Source organism: Clostridium magnum DSM 2767 (assembly GCF_001623875.1).
Classification (GTDB): domain Bacteria; phylum Bacillota; class Clostridia; order Clostridiales; family Clostridiaceae; genus Clostridium_AM; species Clostridium_AM magnum.
Genome location: NZ_LWAE01000007.1, coordinates 109,097 through 129,213, shown reverse-complemented (window position 1 = coordinate 129,213; position 20,117 = coordinate 109,097). Strand labels below are relative to the sequence as shown.

The following is a 20,117-nucleotide window of genomic DNA, read 5'->3' as shown; positions in this document are numbered from 1 at the left end:
GTGTATGCTAGTACAAATGGCATACACTTGATTATTGTACAAAAAAATAATGAACTTCCACAGAATTATCGAAAGACTAGGGGGTACTTTTTATGGCATCAATAGCAGTCCTTGGCTATGGTACAGTAGGTACAGGAATAGCTGAGCTAATAAATAAAAATAAAGAAAGATTTAAAAAGTTTACTGGAGAAGATCTTAAAATATCAAATATTTTGGTAAGAGATTTAGAAAAACATAAAGATAAAAAAGATTATGAGCTTTTAACTGATGACATTAATCACATATTTGAGGAATCAGTAGATATAGTAGTAGAAGTAATGGGTGGCATTAATCCTGCCTATGAATATGTAAAAAGTCTTTGAAATTAAAAAAACATGTGGTAACAGCAAATAAAGACTTAATCGCTGAACACGGAAAAGAACTGTTAGACTTGGCTGATAAAAATGGGGTTACCTTAAACTTCGAAGCTAGCGTTGGAGGTGGAATTCCTATCCTAAAGCCTTTAATGGAGTGCCTTTTAGGTAATGAAATTATCAGTATTAACGCAATTTTAAATGGTACCACCAATTTCATACTTACAAAAATGTATCAAGAAAATATGAGCTATGAAGAAGCTCTTAAACTTGCTCAGAACCTTGGCTTTGCAGAGGCTAATCCTGACTCTGACGTCTTAGGATATGATGCTGCTAGAAAACTCTCTATACTCTCAACTATTGCTTTTAACGAAAAGGTTAATTGGAAGAATATAAATGCTGAAGGCATTACAAATATAGATACAGAAGATTTTAAATACGCTAAGACAAAAGGCTATATTATCAAACTTTTAGGTATTAGTAAAAAAGAAAATGATAAGATATATGCTTCAGTTCGACCTGTAATGGTGAAAGCTAGTTCAGAGCTTGCTAAGATAGATAACGAAATTAATGCTATTATAATAGAGGGAGATGCAGTTGGAAAAGTTGTTTTCTCCGGTAAAGGTGCTGGAATGCTTCCTACTGCCAGTTCAGTCTTTGGTGATATAACTGATATAATTCAAAATAAAAACAAAAAAGCACTAAAATTCAACGAAAAAGAAGCTGTTTTAGAAAAGAACTGGAATCATAATTCTAGTTGGTTCCTTAGAATAAAAACAGCAGATAGAATAAATGTTATGTCTAGTCTTACAGGCTATTTTAAAAATTGCTATATATTCGCTAATACTTCGTCTACCTCAGAAGAAGTAGCCGCTATAATAGAAACTCCAAGTGAAGATTTTTTAAATTTAAAGCTAGAAGAGCTTTCATCACTTAATTACATAGATGAAATAAAAAAACTTGCTATACTAAATAATTAATTTAAATGATCTATATAGATATCCACAACAGAAAGTCGACTTATTCGAAGGAATGTAATATCAATCTGAAGACAGATTTAAATATTTTTTAGTAGTCTTAACGAAGAATTGGTGAAAAAATTAGAACCTTAGATTGTCTGAGCAAAGCGAGTTATCTAAGGTTCTTAGTTTTTCACAAATTCTAAGTTTTAGACCTACTTAAAAATATTTAACGTGCTGAAGATTGATATTATATCCCGCAGAATAAGTCGACTTTCGTCCGTGTTTATCTATATAGGGTTCACTAATGATTTTTAATAGCTTGTATAAAGATTTCAACTAAATCAGGGTCAAATTGAGTCCCTGAGAATTTTTTCAACTCTTCTATAGCTTCTTCAACAGTCATTGCTTTTTTATAGGGCCTTTCATTAGTCATAACATCAAATGCATCAACTATTGCTAAAATCCTGGATAGTAGGGGAATTTCCTCACCTTTAAGACCCTTTGGATATCCTGTCCCATCATATCTCTCATGATGAGTTAGTATCTTATAAGCGATATGCATTAAATCTGGAGTTGATGATGCTATTCTATATCCTATTTCCGAGTGTGTTTTCATAATATTCCACTCTTCTTCAGTTAGTTTGCCAGGTTTATTTAGTATTTTATCATCTATTCCAATCTTACCTATGTCGTGTAGCTTAGCTAACAAGTATAACTCATTAGTATCACTAGTACTTAAGTTTAAGATATCTGATATCTTTACACATAAATTATACATTCGTTCAACATGCTCTTTAGTTTCATTATTTTTTTCTAATAAAGTTTGTCTTAAAGAAGAAGTTATACTATTTCTCGCACTTCTGTCTTCTAATAATTTGTTCCTATACATCATTTCTTCCGCTTCTTTAATAACTTCATTTATATTCTGATTTCTATTAGCTTTAATTGAATAGCCTAATGCGATATTAAGATAAATCGGTCCCACCTTTTTCTTTTCGCATTCCCTCTTTATTTCTTTGCAGATCTTTTCTACTTCTGCAACCCCCATGTGTTCAAGGACTACTATAAATTCATCTCCACCATAACGTGAAACTATTGCACTTGAACCACAAACTTTCTTTAAAACCTCTGCTGCCCCTTTTAATAACTTATCTCCTTCTCCATGACCAAATGTATCATTTGTTATCTTTAAACCATTCAGATCTCCCATTATAACTGCGATCGGAAGATTTTCTTCTTTATCTAGCCTGTCTAAGATATATTCATAGTATCCTCTATTAAAAATTCCCGTTAGTTTATCATAATAGGTTAGATATTGTAATTCTTCTTCGTATCTCTTTTTATCACCTATATCCGTTACTATTCCAGCAACTCTTTTAGGTTTGCCATCCTTATTATGTTCAACAACTTTAAACTGATTTAGAATCCACTTGTATTCACCACACTTAGATAACATTCTTTGTTCAATAATGCTTATTTCTAAGGTGTTCCACATATTATTATAAAAAATGTTACTATAATGCTCGAAGTCCTCTTTATGAATTAGCTTCTGCCAAAGCTCATTATTATACGGTAAATCTTCTCTTGAATATCCTAGGATAGATAAGAACTTTTCATTAACATCTATGCTGTCCTCTTCAAAATTCCAATCCCAAAAACCTGCACCAGCACCTTCTAGTACCAGTTTAAGTTGTCTTTCACTATCCACAACTTTTTTATTATATGCCTCAATATTATCCAACATATTATTTATTTCAATTCCTAAGATAGATAGCTCGTCATTACCTTTAACTGTTATTCTAGAGATATTGCTATCATTTAAATCTATTTTACTCACTTCACCACTTATTTCTTCAATAGGACGTATAACAATTATTTCAAGTAATATGTTGCATAGTATTACAATTACAATTGAAGAAAATATAAGCAGCAGTATTAAAAATCCTATAGACTTAACTCCCTTATTATAGATTGTCCTTTCACTTTCTAAGGTTAAAATAAATGATAATTTATTATCTATTCCTTTAACAATAGAATGTGCTGCCATCTTATCCTTTCCTATAGGTTTCAATACTACACTATCTTCATTTAAAAATTCAAGCTCTCCATTATTTACAATGATTTTACCATCTAAAACCCTAGCTGCATCCGCTTTTTCTATTTTCATCTTTGAATCTGATATGTTTTCAATTTCCTTTATGAGCTTACTATCTATGTATTTTCCAATCAATACGGTTCCTGAAGCTGGTGATCTAAATTCAGAATCCGTTATTGGTCTTGCTGAAAGCATCATAGCCCGCCCATTTACGGATATTATACCTGATACACTGCTAAATACGTTTTTATTTTTAAATACTGTTTCTTCACTACTATTAATATAATTTAATAACTCTTGAGGCATTTCAATGCTGTTTTTATTCTCCAGATCATAAAAATTTGCATACCTTATTTTGTTATTTATATCTAAAATAATTAACGTATTGATTTTTAAACTAACAAAAGTATCATCATTTAAGTTTGATTTAATATACTTTGAATTATTTGTATTGATAAATTCCAAGGTGTTATCCCATGGAGCCCAATCTCCACAAATGATATTTAAATTATCTAAACTATTATCAATGAGATACTTACTCTTATTCATATTATTAGTAATAACACTTTTTTCTTGAGATTTTATATTTCCCAAAACATGTATTTTAGCTATGCTGCAAATCCCTATAATTGCTATCATTAATAGAAATAATGTTATAGTAGATACCTTTTTTCTAATTTGCAAATTAAACACTCCATCTAATTCAAGTTTTACCTTCATATATATAATTATATATTAGTTTTTATTATCACGGAATATGTAGAACATTTGATATTTATTATATTTAATGCAAATTTACCAAGGTAATCCAAAATTTTATATTTTTAAGTGTCTAAAGTATTATAAAAAATAAAATAAGCTAGCTTTACGCTAACTTATTTTTCAGTTACTTTTACAGTTAACTGTTCTTTATTTCATTAATTATAGCTTCAGTAAACTCACTTGTTCCAGCAGTTCCACCTAAGTCAACAGTTACGTGTTTACCTTCCTTTATAACCTTCGCTAATGCTTTTTCAATTTTTTCTGCTGCATCAGACTCTCCTATATGCTGAAGCATCATTACTGCTGATAAAATGATTGCTGATGGATTAGCTTTATTCTGTCCTGCTATATCCGGTGCTGAACCATGAGCAGATTCAAATACTGCACCATCTTCTCCTATATTTGCACCAGGAAGCATTCCAAGTCCCCCTACAAGTCCAGCTGCCATATCAGAAAGTATATCTCCATATAAATTAGGCATTACAAGTACATCATATTTTTCTGGCTCTATCACAAGCTTCATGCTCATAGCATCTACTATTACATCTTCAAATTCTATATCTTTATATTCTTCAGCTATGCTTCTTGCACATTTTAAGAAAAGTCCATCTGACAGTTTCATTATATTAGCTTTATGAACTGCAGTAACTTTCTTTCTGTTGTGTTCTCTAGCATATTCAAAGGCAGCTCTTACTATTCTATCACTTGCCTTTTTAGATATGATCTTTATGCTTTCTGCAATATCTTCACTTACCATATGCTCTACTCCAGCATATAAATCCTCTGTATTTTCTCTGAAAATAACAAGATCTATATTATCATATCTAGACTTTACCCCTTCAAAGGTTTTTGTAGGTCTTATATTTGCATAAAGATTTAAAGTTTGTCTAAGTGTAACATTTACACTTTTAAAACCCTTTCCTACTGGCGTAGTTACTGGCCCTTTTAAAGCAATCTTATTTTTCTTTATGCTTTCTAATACATATTCAGGAAGAGGAGTTCCGTATTCCTCTATAACTGCTGCTCCTGCTTCTACTACATCCCATTCTATTTTTACGCCTGAAGCGTCTACAACTTTTCTAGCTGCCTCTGCAACTTCTGGACCTATTCCATCCCCAGGAATAAGAGTAACTTTATGTGTCATAATAATCATCGCCTCCAAATATTTTAATTCTTAATTACCAGGTATCTATTCTAATGAATTTCTTTCTTTTATTTAGCACTTATTAGGTTAAGTAATCCACCTAACTTTATCATTTCTTTTTGTCTATCAGCAATGTTTAGAAGCATTTCGTACTCCTCATTTTTGCTCTTATTTTTAACTACGATAACTCCTGACTCTACTTGTACTGCTGCATTTTCTATTAAAAGTTCGTCTAACTCACCTATCTTGTCATAGTCCTCTACATTTTTAAATATAAGAGGCATTATTCCATTATTTATTAAATTGGCCATATGGATTCTAGCAAAGGACTTAGCTAAAACTGCCTTTACTCCTAAGTAAAGTGGTGCTAACGCTGCATGCTCTCTACTTGATCCCTGTCCATAATTACTTCCTCCAACTATAAAGCCACCGTTATATTCCTTAGCCTTGCTAGGGAAATCTTTATCACATGGTGTTAAACAATATTCTGAAAGATAAGGAACGTTTGATCTGTAAGGTAAAAGCTTAGCATTTGAAGGCATAATATGATCTGTAGTTATATTATCTCCTACTTTAGTTAATACCTTGCCTTCTACTGTAGCTTCTAAAGCTTTTGCCTTAGGGAATGGCTTTATATTAGGGCCTCTAACTACTTCTACATCCTTACCCTCTACTGCTGGAGGAACTATTAAGTTATCATTTATAAGGAATTCTTTTGGCATTTCTATATCAAAAGCTTCTCCTAATTCTCTTGGATCTGCTATATAACCCTTTAACGCAGAAGCCGCTGCAATTTCAGGACTAACTAGATAAACATTAGCAGATGTTGTACCAGATCTTCCTTCGAAGTTTCTGTTAGAAGTTCTAAGAGATACTGCATCTGTGGCAGGTGACTGTCCCATTCCTATACAGAAACCACAAGCTGACTCTAGGATTCTCGCTCCTGCATCAATCATTGTAGCTAACGCACCATTTTTAGCGAGCATATTTAAAACCTGTTTTGATCCTGGCGCAATAATTAATGATACTTTTTCATTTACAGTTTTTCCTTCTAATATTTTAGCTACTCTCATCATATCTGCATAGGAGGAATTTGTACAACTTCCTATACACACTTGATCTACCTTTATATCTTTTAATGAAGCTGCAGAAGCAATATTATCCGGACTGTGAGGACATGCTACTAGTGGTTCTAATTCTGATAAATCTATTGTTACTTCTTCATCATAAACTGCATCTTCATCAGCCTTTAATTCTATAAAATCTTTCTCTCTTCCCTGTGCTTTTAAAAATTCAAGTGTTACGTCATCACTTGGGAATAATGATGTTGTTGCTCCAAGCTCAGCCCCCATATTTGTTATAGTAGCCCTTTGTGGTACAGATAAAGTTTTGATACCATCTCCACAGTATTCAAATACTTTTCCTACTCCACCTTTAACAGTAAGTCTTTTTAAAAGTTCTAATATAACATCTTTAGCTGAAACCCAGTCTCTTAACTTACCTGTTAAATTTACCTTAACTACTTTAGGCATGCTAATATAATATTCTCCACCGCCCATAGCTACAGCAACATCAAGTCCGCCTGCTCCCATAGCAAGCATTCCTATTCCACCACCTGTAGGTGTATGGCTATCCGATCCTAAAAGAGTGTCTCCTGGAACACCAAATCTCTCTAAGTTTACTTGATGACATATCCCATTACCAGGCTTAGAAAAATATATTCCGTGCTTTTTAGCTACAGTTTGAATATATAAATGATCATCTGCATTTTCTGGACCTGACTGTAGTACATTGTGATCGATATATGCTACAGATCTTTTTGTTTTAACTTTATCTATTCCTAAAGCTTCAAATTGAAGGTATGCCATAGTTCCTGTAGAGTCTTGTGTTAAAGTTTGATCTATTTTAATAGCAATTTCTTGTCCTGCTACCATTTCTCCTTTTACTAAGTGGTTCTTTATTATTTTTTGTGTAATGTTTAATCCCATCTCTAATCCTCCATACGTTGCTTTCTTAATATAATTATTATTAACTGTATAAATGAACTTTGCATATAACTTATTTCAATATTTCAATGAGGAAGAATGGATCCCTTACCTCTATTATTCTGTAATCCTGTTAACTAGCTATCACTTGTCTTTTTTCAGTAATCTCTGGTAATAATTCTTCTACAAGTAATTCTAGTTCATTATTTCCAATAATCGTAGTTCTTACTCCATCTGCATACTGTTCGTCAACCCATTCCTTTATTATGGCAACTCTCGGATCATGCTTATCTACTTTTTCATTATCTTTAAGTCTATAGTACATATTGATCCATGCTGCAACACCTGCAAGGCCTGAATATTCATTAACAGCTACAACTACTGGTCTGCCTAATATTTTATCTGTATCAAAAATATTATATATTTCTTCATCCTTTAGTATTCCGTCAGCATGTATACCCGCTCTTGTTACGTTAAATTGACTTCCTACAAAAGGCGTTCTCTCAGGTACATTATAATTCATTGCCCTTTGAAAATACTCAGCAAGCTCTGTTATAACTTCCATTTTCATATTTTTAGTAGTGCCCTTTAACTGAGCATATTCAATTAACATAGCCTCTAATGGACAGTTTCCTGTTCTCTCACCTATACCTAATAGTGAAGTGTTTATAGAAGATGCTCCATAAAGCCATGCTGTAGTTGAATTACTAACTACTGAGTAAAAATCATTATGTCCATGCCATTCTATTAATTCTGAAGGTACACCACAAGCATTTCTAAGACCATGAATGAGACCCTGTACACTTCTTGGTAAAGCTGCACCAGTATACGGAACTCCTAGTCCTAAAGTATCACAAACTCTTACTTTTATAGGTACATTAGCTTCCTTTGAAAGTTCCATTAATTTGTTTACAAGTGGTACTACAAATCCATAAAAATCAGCTCTTGTTATATCCTCAAGATGACATCTTGGACGAATACCATGACTTAAAGCCTCTTCTACTACAGATAAGTACATATCCATAGTTTGCTGTCTTGTTTTATTTAATTTTTTAAATATGTGGTAATCGGAACAAGACATAAGCATTCCCGTTTCCTTAATACCTATTTCTCTTACTAACTTAAAATCTTCTTTATTTGCCCTTATCCACGATGTGACCTCTGGAAACTGATATCCTCTTTCCATGCAAACTTGAGCTGCTTTTCTATCTTTTTCAGTGTATAAGAAGAACTCAGTTTGTTTAATTACCCCTGAATTATTATCTAACTGGTGAAGGTAATCAAAAATCTTAATTATTTGTTCTGCTGTATACGGTGGCATTGATTGCTGACCATCTCTAAAAGTAGTATCAGTAATCCATATATTTTCAGGTAAATCCATTGGAACCTGTACATGATTAAAAGTCACCTTAGGGACTTCTGAATAAGGAAATATATCCTTATACAAATTTGCTTTTTCAACATTTTGCAAGTTGTATTTATGTGAAGATTCTTTAATAATACTCATTTTACCTTCCTCCCATCAGATATGATTTATTGGCCTTATTAAAAACAAATTGGTTTTGCATGTTAGAGACTCATTTATTTCATTTTCATCTCATATGTAATTTTCTTTTATTTTTTATATTTATGCATTCATTTTGCATACATATTAGTATTTACAAGGTTTATTCAAATCTTTTAGTATATTTATGCTTATATTCTAACATTTCTATTTTATCTTGGCAAATACTTTTTTTGTTTATTTTGCAATTTTTATTCGTCATTTTTCATTTAGAGATTTTTTCATCAAAAATAGGCTCTTATATATTGCGAATTGGAACCCTTATTTTTATTACATAATTTACCATAAATTAGTTATAATTTATTATAAACAGAATAAAATTCTCTTCAACATTATCTAAATATTTTTAAGTCATTATAGAGAATTACCTTAAACTAAATTAAATAATTTAACTACCAATAGTTTTTTAGTGTAATATTTTTATAATTAGGAGAAAATTAAAATCTGTGATTCTTTTTTACTTTAGATATTAAAATAGGTTTCATTCATTAAAATTTGAAACCTGTTACAGTTCGAGAAAACCTTTTCAACCATGTCGAATAAAATCTAAAAATTTTAATCTATAAATAAAAATTTACCAGTAATTATAAATTTATTTTTAAAAATATAATCCATTTTTAAAGTGATACATAATAAAATACTAAAATAATATAAGAACATGAAGATAATTTCCTATAAATCAAACTAATAAATATTGCATAAATGTGCAATGTTTTTTTAGCTGATTATAGTGCTGCTTTTGATGAAGTGTAAACTCGAATCAGATGGGGTTTCGTCTACGACCCGGGGCTTTGCCCGTTAAATGCCATTTAGGCATTTAACCCCCACCTGATTCATAGTTGAACGAATCCAGTGACGTAGCCGCTCGCAACGTACACTTTGAAGAAGATGGGGGTATTAGAGCGGGTAGTCATCGGATAAATTGGATAATAGAAAAAAGACGACATCTTCTATGCCGTCTTTTTTCTATTCAATAGTAATATTCTTTGCAATAACGTCTCTTACAATGTCCGTTAGTTTGGTCTGTTCTTCCCTTGAAAGATTCTCCGTGTATATAGGCTTGCATATTGTAACCTTAACTTCACCAGGCTTTATTTTAGATTTTTCATTTCCTTCTCTAAGTTTATAGCTCCCATCTATAGCAACAGGTACTATTGGAACTCCTGATTTTAAAGCCAGTTTAAGACTCCCTTTTTTAAACTCTCCAATGCTTGGTCCCTTACTTCTTGTTCCTTCAGGAAAAATAACCATACTATAGCCATTTTTAAGATTTTCTACACCTTCATTAATAGCTTTCATTGATTCTCTTATATTGCTTCTATCCATAAGTATACAGTGCATTTGATTCATCCAGTATGTCAAAACTTTAAACTTTAACAATTCCTTTTTAGCTATAAATCCAAGGGAACTACCTACACTCTCAACAATTATTGGTATATCGAAAAACCCTTGATGATTTGCTACATATAGGCAAGCACCTTCAGGAATATTTTCTTTTCCTACTACATCAATCTTTGCACCTACATAATTTAATACATGAGATGCCCATTCTGTAACAACCTTATCCATATACCTTTGTATATCTTCCTTTGAAGCAGTCTGTTTCAGTTTCTCAAATTTACTTTTTTTACAATTAGCTACTATAACATATTTAAAGAAATCTAAATAAAACAGCAAAGATTTCATAATGTATTTCTCTCCTTTATAATAACATTTACTATTATATTTACTAGTGCTACAATATTATATTATAGCACATTTTATTATCTTTTTAAAAGGGAGAGATTTATATTGAAGTTTTATAAGAAGTACCTAGCAATATTTGCTGCATTTTTCCTTATCATATCTTCTTTCGTTGGATGCTCTAGTTCAAAAACAATAGACAGTAGTAAAGATGCAAATAACCAACATGTGATGAAAGTAAACTATATTGATGTTGGACAAGGTGATAGTATATTAGTACAGGTGAATGGGAAAAACCTACTTATAGATGCAGGTCCAAATAGTAGTACTGATAAATTAATTTCTTATTTAAATAAACAAAATATAAAAAAACTTGATTTTGTAGTTGCAACTCATCCTCATGAAGATCATATTGGTGCAATGGATACTATAATAAATAAATATAATATAGGCGAATTTTATGCACCTAAAAAAACAACTACAACTAAAACCTTTGAAAGCATGGTCAATGCTTTAAAGTCTAAAAACATTAAAATAAACGCAGCTACTGCAGGTGTAAGCTTAGATTTAGGCAAAAATGTAAAATGCGAGATGATAGCACCTAATGCTCCAAATTATGAAGATCTAAATAATTACTCAGCTGTTATAAAAATAACCTATGGTAACTCTAAATTCTTATTTATGGGAGACGCAGAAAGTTTAAGCGAAAAAGAGATCTTAAATAAAAACCATGATATATCTTCTGATGTATTAAAATTAGGTCATCACGGAAGTTCATCATCTTCTTCAAAAGCATTTTTAGATAAAGTTTCTCCTAAAATTGCAATCATAAGTTGTGGCAAAAATAATGATTATGGTCATCCTCATAAAGAAACCTCAACAGAAATGAAAAAAAGAAACATACAAGTTTATAGAACTGATATAGATGGATCTATCGTTCTAATATCAGATGGTAAGAAAATATCAAAAGAATGAAGTGGAAACTTGAATCAGGTGGGATTTGAAAACCCACCTGATTCTTAGTTGAACGAATCCAGGGACATACCCGCCCTAATATTCCCTCTTTGGGAAAAGCAGCGAACCAAAATCTCTGATTTTGTGTGAGTCGCTTTCACACCGTGCATAGGGAATATTAGAGCGGGTAGTCATCGGATAACAAAAGGTAGAGAGTATATTGAAGCAAGATCTTAATTCAGATGGAGATTCTTTTACCCCATCTAAATTTTAGAGCTGCGAATGCATCGCTTACTTGGCGTTGGACTCCCACTTGAAGAAGTGGGAAACTTCCGCCAAGTTAGTCAGGTTAAAATACTTTCTACCTTTTCTATATTCCTACTAAACAAAAAAGACTGCCAAGCAGTCTTATGTACAAAAAAATAAAAAATGGCTCCGTGGAGAGGATTCGAACCTCCAACCCTTCGGTTAACAGCCGAATGCTCCACCATTGAGCTACCACGGAACATTTACCTGGCGACGACTTACTCTTCCACACAGTCTCCCGTGCAGTACCATCAGCACTGTAAAGCTTAACCTTCGTGTTCGGAATGGGAACGGGTGTTACCTTTACGTCATAATCACCAGATTGAAAGAATATTGTTCTTTCAAAATTGCACAGTGAAAATTAGGTCAAGCCCTCGACCTATTAGTATTAGTCAGCTGAACATGTTACCATGCTTACACCTCTAACCTATCAACCTTGTGTTCTTCAAGGGGTCTTACTAGCTTATGCTATGGGAAATCTTATCTTGAGGTGGGCTTCACGCTTAGATGCTTTCAGCGTTTATCCCGTCCTGACATAGCTACCCAGCTGTGCTCCTGGCGGAACAACTGGTGCACCAGAGGTCAGTCCATCCCGGTCCTCTCGTACTAAGGACAGCTCCTCTCAAATTTCCTACGCCCGCGACGGATAGGGACCGAACTGTCTCACGACGTTCTGAACCCAGCTCGCGTGCCGCTTTAATGGGCGAACAGCCCAACCCTTGGGACCTACTTCAGCCCCAGGATGCGACGAGCCGACATCGAGGTGCCAAACCTCCCCGTCGATGTGGACTCTTGGGGGAGATCAGCCTGTTATCCCCGAGGTAGCTTTTATCCGTTGAGCGATGGCCCTCCCACGAGGAACCACCGGATCACTAAGCCCGACTTTCGTCCCTGCTCCACTTGTTTGTGTCGCAGTCAGGCTCCCTTCTGCCTTTGCACTCTTCGAACGATTTCCAACCGTTCTGAGGGAACCTTTGGGCGCCTCCGTTACTTTTTTGGAGGCGACCGCCCCAGTCAAACTGCCCACCTAACAATGTCCCGTGACCAGTTTCATGGCCGCCGGTTAGAATCCCAGTACTGTCAGGGTGGTATCCCAAGGTTGACTCCACAAAGGCTGACGCCCTTGTTTCTCAGTCTCCCACCTATCCTGTACAGACAATACCGAAATTCAATGCTAAGCTACAGTAAAGCTCTACGGGGTCTTTCCGTCCAATCGCGGGTAGCGAGCATCTTCACTCGCAATACAATTTCGCCGGATTTGTTGTCGAGACAGTGCCCAAATCATTACGCCATTCGTGCGGGTCGGAACTTACCCGACAAGGAATTTCGCTACCTTAGGACCGTTATAGTTACGGCCGCCGTTTACTGGGGCTTAAGTTCATACCTTCGCTTGCGCTAAGTATTCCCCTTAACCTTCCAGCACCGGGCAGGCGTCAGCCCCTATACTTCAGCTTTCGCTTTAGCAGAGACCTGTGTTTTTGCTAAACAGTTGCTTGGGCCTATTCTCTGCGACCTACTTGCGTAGGCACCCCTTCTCCCGAAGTTACGGGGTCAATTTGCCGAGTTCCTTGACAACAATTCTTCCGCTGGTCTTAGGATTCTCTCCTCACCTACCTGTGTCGGTTTGCGGTACGGGCGCCAACATCCTCCATAGAGACTTTTCTTGGCAGCGTGGAATCAGATACTTCGCCCATAAGGGCTCCCCATCACGTCTCAGCTAATACAGGCGGATTTGCCTATCCTGTATACCTAAACGCTTAGACGCACATCCAATAGTGCGCACATCTTATCCTCCTGCGTCATCCCATTTGTAATAACGTCAGTTGGCGGTATCGGAATATCAACCGATTGTCCATCACCTACGCCTTTCGGCCTCGGCTTAGGCCCCGACTAACCCTGAGCGGACGAGCCTTCCTCAGGAAACCTTAGGTTTTCGACCAATAAGATTCTCACTTATTTCTCGCTACTTATGCCAGCATACTCACTCCTGTACAGTCCACCGCTCCTTTCGGTACGACTTCAACCCATACAGGAAGCTCCTCTACCACTGATACTTACGTATCAATCCATAGCTTCGGTGGTAAGTTTTAGCCCCGGACATCTTCGGCGCAGGATCTCTCGACTAGTGAGCTATTACGCACTCTTTAAATGAGTGGCTGCTTCTAAGCCAACATCCTAGTTGTCTTAGAAATCCCACATCCTTTTCCACTTAACTTACACTTTGGGACCTTAGCTGATGGTCTGGGCTGTTTCCCTTTTGACCACGGATCTTATCATTCGTAGTCTGACTGCTTTGATTCAAGTATATGGCATTCGGAGTTTGATAGGGTTCAGTAACTGTTGTCAGCCCCTAGCCCATTCAGTGCTCTACCTCCATTACTCATTCAAAACGCTAGCCCTAAAGCTATTTCGAGGAGAACCAGCTATCTCCGAGTTCGATTGGAATTTCTCCGCTATCCACAGCTCATCCCATGGTTTTTCAACACCAACGTGGTTCGGTCCTCCACGGAATTTTACTTCCGCTTCAACCTGTCCATGGATAGGTCACCCGGTTTCGGGTCTACGACATGCAACTTCTCGCCCTATTCAGACTCGGTTTCCCTTCGGCTCCATACCTTAAGTATTTAACCTTGCTACACATCGTAACTCGCTGGCTCGTTCTACAAAAAGCACGCCGTCGCACATAAAAGTGCTTCGACTGATTGTGGACACACGGTTTCAGGTTCTATTTCACTCCCCTTCCGGGGTTCTTTTCACCTTTCCCTCACGGTACTGCTTCACTATCGGTCACCAGTTAGTATTTAGCCTTGGGAGGTGGTCCTCCCTGCTTCCCACAAGGTTTCACGTGTCTCGTGGTACTCTGGATTAGACCTAGGAGCTTCCATTTTCATTTACAGGGCTATTACCTTCTATGGCGGAGCCTTCCAGCTCTCTTCAATTAATTCCAGCTCTCACTTGCGGTCTATCCTCAACCCCAGGAACAAGTTCCTGGTTTGGGCTCTTTCCCTTTCGCTCGCCGCTACTCAGAAAATCGATTTTTCTTTCTCTTCCTCCGGGTACTTAGATGTTTCAGTTCCCCGGGTATACCTCTATAAACCTATGAATTCAGTTTATAGTACATTACGTTAGTAATGTGGGTTGCCCCATTCGGAAATCTCTGGATCACTGGCTATTTGCGCCTACCCAAAGCTTATCGCAGCTTATCGCGTCCTTCTTCGGCTTCTGGTGCCAAGGCATTCACCATGCGCCCTTTGTAGCTTGACCTATACCGAAAATTGCTATAAGCTGCGCATTTCTGCGTCAAGTCTCTCGCTGCGGTGCTCATTTACCAGTCAGTAAACTCTGCTCTTCGCTCAAGCCTTTCCTTGAACTGCTTGCTTCTATCAATTTTCTAGTTTCAATCTTTAAAGTTACAAAGGTGTTAAATATACTTTCGTATAAGTAATTTACCTTTAGCTTTACTTTTATTTGTTAAACAATTGCGATTGTTTAACGATTCTTCACTGTGCAATTTTCAAAGAACAAATGGTGGAGATAAAGGGATTCGAACCCTTGACCCCCTGCGTGCAAGGCAGGTGCTCTCCCAGCTGAGCTATACCCCCATTTTTGAAAGTTCATTAACATACCAACAAAATGTTGATATGATGATCTCTCAAAATTAAACAGAGTGTAAACAAACCGTTCAAAGTAGAATTACCTACTTTGTCGACTCCTTAGAAAGGAGGTGATCCAGCCGCAGGTTCTCCTACGGCTACCTTGTTACGACTTCACCCCAATCACTAACCCCACCTTCGGCCGCTGGCCCCTTTACAGGTTACCTCACGGACTTCGGGTGTTGCCAGCTCTCATGGTGTGACGGGCGGTGTGTACAAGGCCCGGGAACGTATTCACCGCGACATTCTGATTCGCGATTACTAGCAACTCCGGCTTCATGTAGGCGAGTTGCAGCCTACAATCCGAACTGGGATAGGTTTTTGAGTTTTGCTCCACCTCGCGGTCTTGCATCTCTCTGTACCTACCATTGTAGCACGTGTGTAGCCCTGGACATAAGGGGCATGATGATTTGACGTCATCCCCACCTTCCTCCCGGTTAACCCGGGCAGTCTCACTAGAGTGCTCAACTTAATGGTAGCAACTAATGATAGGGGTTGCGCTCGTTGCAGGACTTAACCTAACATCTCACGACACGAGCTGACGACAACCATGCACCACCTGTCTCCCTGCCCCGAAGGGCTTCATGCATCTCTGCACTATTCAGGGGATGTCAAGTCCAGGTAAGGTTCTTCGCGTTGCTTCGAATTAAACCACATGCTCCGCTGCTTGTGCGGGCCCCCGTCAATTCCTTTGAGTTTTAATCTTGCGATCGTACTTCCCAGGCGGAGTACTTATTGTGTTAACTGCGGCACAGAAGGGGTCGATACCTCCTACACCTAGTACTCATCGTTTACGGCGTGGACTACCAGGGTATCTAATCCTGTTTGCTACCCACGCTTTCATGCCTCAGCGTCAGTTACGGTCCAGAGAATCGCCTTCGCCACTGGTGTTCTTCCTAATCTCTACGCATTTCACCGCTACACTAGGAATTCCATTCTCCTCTCCCGCACTCTAGATATCCAGTTTGAAATGCAGCACCCAAGTTAAGCTCGGGTATTTCACATCTCACTTAAATATCCGCCTACGCATCCTTTACGCCCAGTAAATCCGGACAACGCTCGCCACCTACGTATTACCGCGGCTGCTGGCACGTAGTTAGCCGTGGCTTCCTCCTTTGGTACCGTCATTATCGTCCCAAAAGACAGAGCTTTACAACCCGAAGGCCTTCATCACTCACGCGGCGTTGCTGCATCAGGCTTTCGCCCATTGTGCAATATTCCCCACTGCTGCCTCCCGTAGGAGTCTGGACCGTGTCTCAGTTCCAATGTGGCCGATCACCCTCTCAGGTCGGCTACGCATCGTCGCCTTGGTGAGCCTTTACCTCACCAACTAGCTAATGCGCCGCGGGTCCATCTCAAAGCGGATTACTCCTTTAATTAGTTCTTCATGCGAAAAACTAATGTTATGCGGTATTAATCTCCCTTTCGGGAGGCTATCCCCCTCTTTGAGGCAGGTTACCCACGTGTTACTCACCCGTCCGCCGCTAATCCACCCCGAAGGGCTTCATCGCTCGACTTGCATGTGTTAGGCACGCCGCCAGCGTTCGTCCTGAGCCAGGATCAAACTCTCAATTTAAAAGTTTGAATGCTCATTACTGTTTTACTCACTACTATATTATAGTAGTTAAAGAATTGCTGGTTTAGTTTACTTAATAAAAGTTATTTCAACTTTCAACCTCTGTTTAATTTTCAAAGATCATATCGCTCATTTAGCGACTTTTACATATTAGCACACTCATTAATTCCTGTCAACATTTTTTGATGTCTATTGAATTAATTTGTTGTTTGTCTCACCGACATGTAATATAATATCATCTTCTTAAAATCAGTGTATATTCCAATTATCGATTTTGTCAAAATATCTTACTATAACTAATTATTTCTACTTATTTCTACATTTTTTTATTTAAGACACTCTAGGATAAGTTTACCTTGAAATGTCTTTAAATGAAGTGAAAGTCATATAAGCGAATCTCTTTTACACCGTGGGTAGGAAGTATTAGAGTGGCTAGTTATCGGATGAAGCGGAAACTTGAATCAGATGGGGTTTCAAACTCCACCTGATTCTTAGTTGAACGAATCCAGGGGCGTAGCCGCTCTTTACTCCCTCTTTAAGAAGAGGGAGTATTAGATCGGGTAGCCATCGTAAAAATAGGTAAAGCGACTACCAACAAATCTATGATTAGTTAGTAGTCGCTTAATCTATGAGTATTCCTCTGAGATTAGAAAGAGGAATTTCGTATAAAGATAGGAGTATTGGGGCGGGTAGTCATCGGATAAATTCTTTTACTATAGTTCTCCGTCCTCAGAATTCATATTTGCCAATTCTATAACTCTTTTATTTAATATTGGATGTATAACATATGGTGCGATGTCTAATAAAGGTATAAGAACAAATAATCTTTCATGCATTCTCGGATGAGGAATTATAATTTCCTCCTCAGAAGTTATTAAATTGTCATAAAGTAATATATCTAAATCTATAGTCCTTGGTCCCCATTTAATTATTCTTTCACGCTTTAACTCTTCTTCTTTCTCTAGTAAAAATCTCATTAGTCTTTTAGGAGATAATAGTGTTTTTATTTCTAATGCACCATTTAAGAACTCTTCCTGTTCAAGGTATCCAACTGGCTTCGTTTCATAAAAGTTAGATACCTTTATAACTCTATTAAAATCTGGATTATTTATTAATTCTATTGCTGAATTTAGGTTTTTTTCCTTATCCCCCATATTTGAACCAATAGCAATATATGCCGTGTGCCATTTTCTATCAATTTCTACGGATACATGATCTAAGGGTTTACCTATTGGAGCCCAAGGTTTTTTTATCTTAATCTTTACCCTATCCACTAACTCATAGTTTATTAGTACAAATTCAGCTAACTTTTCTGCTGCTTTTTCAATTAAGTCATATTTTTCTTTCTTAAATTCTTCCTCTATATCAATACAAACTTGAGCATAACTAACAGTTTTATCTAAATCATCACTTTCTCCAGCATCCTGTAATGAAAGAAAAAGTTCTAATGATACTAGGAAACGCTGTCCCATATCTTTTTCTTGCTGGTTTACTCCATGAAATCCGTAAATCTCTAAATCTTTTATATAAATCTTATCCATTTGCCATTTATCTCTCCTTGGTATATTACTGTAAATTAATATTTAATTTTATAATTCTTCTTTTGCTCTGACCAATTACATTCATCTGCAGCGTGGCAATTAAAACAATTTCGTGAGAGTTTATCACTTATGTAAAATATGTGTTCAAAAGTTCCTTCGTCGTTAGCTTTTTTTCTATGATTTAAAATAGCACTTGAAATTATATCTCTTTCTTTTTCACTAAAGCCACATTCTACTAATATATCCTGTGCTAATTCATAACTAGCTATTTCATGTGATACTCCCTTACTATACTGCATCCACCTTCCTATATCATGAAGTAATGCTGTTGCATAAACTATTTCTTTCTCTATTTCTAACTTATTTTCTAAAATCATTATATACGATATTCTTGCAACATCCATAAAATGTTGCAAATTATGTCTACAAAATTTTCTTTCTTTTTCAGCTTGATTATTTTTATTTAAATACTCTTTAAACTTTTCATTATTTAGAATGCTATTTACTTTATTCAAGTATTCTACATCCCCCTATTACATCTTAATCATTTTATAAACTTCTTCTTTTAGTGATAAGTCTTCCTTAAATTTTCCTTTAGTAACTACAGTTATAGTTTTACTACCTGGTTTTTTTACCCCTCTCATAGTCATACACATATGTTCTGCTTCTATTACCACCATTACCCCCTGAGCATCTAGGTACTCCATAAGTGCATCTGCAATTTGGGATGTCATTCTTTCTTGCAGTTGCGGTCTTTTAGCAAAAACTTCTACTGTTCTTGCTAACTTACTTAAGCCTGCAACTTTTCCATTAGATATATATGCCACGTGAGCCTTTCCGTAAAACGGAACAAAATGGTGCTCACACATAGAATAAAACTTTATATCTTTTTCTAAGATTATATCATCACTGTCTACAGTAAATGTTTTCTTTAAGTGTATTTCTGGGTTTGTATATAATCCTGAGAATATTTCCTTGTACATTCTTGCGATTCTATCAGGTGTTTCTAGTAATCCTTCTCTTTCCGGATCTTCACCCACTGCTTCTATAATCATTCTAACTGCTGTTTTGATTTTATTTTCGTCTATCATAATTTTTTATTGAACACTGTCCCTATGTAAGAGTTTGTTCAATAATCCCCCTCTCATATTGAAAGTTTTTTTATAAAGCATTAAATAAATATCCAATATTGTAAACTAAACAAATATTTCACAATATTATTATAAATTATAACATCTAACTGACAAGTTTACAAGAAGTGTAGTACTAGAATAAAACAATATTAACAACATTTGGTTCTATTTTTTGGTAAATATATTGATTTTTTGTAGATATAATTTAAAAATTAAGAATTGTGCGAATTTATATCGAGTTATTATCGTTTCAATTTCGACACTTTTCTAACATTCAACGTCAAATCACAATTTGTATAATCCCAAACCCCTCTAATGCTGTCATCTAACAAATAATTAGGTGAACTTTTAAACCTGACTCCATTCAACTTTATTCTATTTTTTTCTTAATTTTTTGCAAATAAAA

The 20,117-nt window shown here is 36.0% G+C and carries 10 protein-coding genes, 2 tRNA genes, 3 rRNA genes and 1 pseudogene; 3 read left to right on the top strand and 13 right to left on the bottom strand.

Annotation, left to right across the window (positions count from 1 at the left end; genetic code table 11):
- Positions 1-92: 92 nt before the first annotated feature.
- A pseudogene (locus tag CLMAG_RS33960) lies at positions 93-406 on the top strand (homoserine dehydrogenase); the annotation flags it as partial.
- Positions 401-1,333 (top strand): homoserine dehydrogenase, encoded by a 933-nt coding sequence (locus CLMAG_RS22910; RefSeq protein WP_423231094.1) that lies wholly within the window; start codon positions 401-403, stop codon positions 1,331-1,333. The pseudogene CLMAG_RS33960 and the gene CLMAG_RS22910, both read left to right, overlap by 6 nt.
- 283 nt (positions 1,334-1,616) lie before the next feature.
- Here CLMAG_RS22910 and CLMAG_RS22905 read toward each other — a convergent pair whose 3' ends face one another.
- The 5 genes from CLMAG_RS22905 to CLMAG_RS22885 form a co-directional block, all read right to left on the bottom strand.
- Positions 1,617-4,130, bottom strand: coding sequence for an HD domain-containing phosphohydrolase (locus tag CLMAG_RS22905; RefSeq protein WP_082832053.1), 2,514 nt, complete (start codon positions 4,128-4,130; stop codon positions 1,617-1,619).
- 178 nt (positions 4,131-4,308) lie between these two features.
- Positions 4,309-5,316 (bottom strand): isocitrate dehydrogenase (NAD(+)), encoded by a 1,008-nt coding sequence (locus tag CLMAG_RS22900; protein WP_066628065.1) that lies wholly within the window; start codon positions 5,314-5,316, stop codon positions 4,309-4,311.
- A 68-nt stretch (positions 5,317-5,384) separates the two neighbouring features.
- A complete protein-coding gene (locus CLMAG_RS22895; RefSeq protein ID WP_066628063.1) occupies positions 5,385-7,304 on the bottom strand; it encodes an aconitate hydratase in 1,920 nt (639 codons plus the stop codon).
- Positions 7,305-7,434: 130 nt separating this feature from the next.
- Positions 7,435-8,808, bottom strand: coding sequence for a beta/alpha barrel domain-containing protein (locus CLMAG_RS22890; RefSeq protein ID WP_066628060.1), 1,374 nt, complete (start codon positions 8,806-8,808; stop codon positions 7,435-7,437).
- Between the two features lie 1,023 nt (positions 8,809-9,831).
- Positions 9,832-10,551 carry a lysophospholipid acyltransferase family protein gene (locus CLMAG_RS22885; protein WP_139264266.1) on the bottom strand — a complete coding sequence of 240 codons (720 nt, stop codon included), beginning with the start codon at positions 10,549-10,551 and terminating at the stop codon, positions 9,832-9,834.
- 105 nt (positions 10,552-10,656) lie between these two features.
- Here CLMAG_RS22885 and CLMAG_RS22880 point away from each other — a divergent pair, with 105 nt between their 5' ends.
- Positions 10,657-11,523 (top strand): ComEC/Rec2 family competence protein, encoded by an 867-nt coding sequence (locus tag CLMAG_RS22880; protein ID WP_066628055.1) that lies wholly within the window; start codon positions 10,657-10,659, stop codon positions 11,521-11,523.
- Positions 11,524-11,932: 409 nt separating this feature from the next.
- Here CLMAG_RS22880 and CLMAG_RS22875 read toward each other — a convergent pair.
- The 8 genes from CLMAG_RS22875 to folE form a co-directional block, all read right to left on the bottom strand.
- Positions 11,933-12,007, bottom strand: a tRNA-Asn gene (locus tag CLMAG_RS22875).
- Positions 12,008-12,013: 6 nt separating this feature from the next.
- Positions 12,014-12,130: ribosomal RNA gene (gene rrf, locus CLMAG_RS22870) — 5S ribosomal RNA — on the bottom strand.
- A 40-nt stretch (positions 12,131-12,170) separates the two neighbouring features.
- Positions 12,171-15,072: ribosomal RNA gene (locus CLMAG_RS22865) — 23S ribosomal RNA — on the bottom strand.
- 262 nt (positions 15,073-15,334) lie between these two features.
- Positions 15,335-15,410, bottom strand: a tRNA-Ala gene (locus CLMAG_RS22860).
- A 115-nt stretch (positions 15,411-15,525) separates the two neighbouring features.
- Positions 15,526-17,037 (bottom strand): 16S ribosomal RNA (locus CLMAG_RS22855).
- Together the 16S, 23S and 5S rRNA genes with 2 tRNA genes alongside form the textbook arrangement of a ribosomal RNA operon.
- A 713-nt stretch (positions 17,038-17,750) precedes the next feature.
- Complete coding sequence (gene folK / locus CLMAG_RS22850) at positions 17,751-18,578, bottom strand: 2-amino-4-hydroxy-6-hydroxymethyldihydropteridine diphosphokinase (protein ID WP_066628052.1); 828 nt, start codon at positions 18,576-18,578, stop codon at positions 17,751-17,753.
- A 35-nt stretch (positions 18,579-18,613) separates the two neighbouring features.
- Positions 18,614-19,093, bottom strand: coding sequence for an HD domain-containing protein (locus CLMAG_RS22845; protein ID WP_066628049.1), 480 nt, complete (start codon positions 19,091-19,093; stop codon positions 18,614-18,616).
- A gap of 18 nt (positions 19,094-19,111) precedes the next feature.
- Positions 19,112-19,666, bottom strand: coding sequence for a GTP cyclohydrolase I FolE (gene folE, locus CLMAG_RS22840; RefSeq protein WP_175562244.1), 555 nt, complete (start codon positions 19,664-19,666; stop codon positions 19,112-19,114).
- Positions 19,667-20,117: the final 451 nt, after the last annotated feature.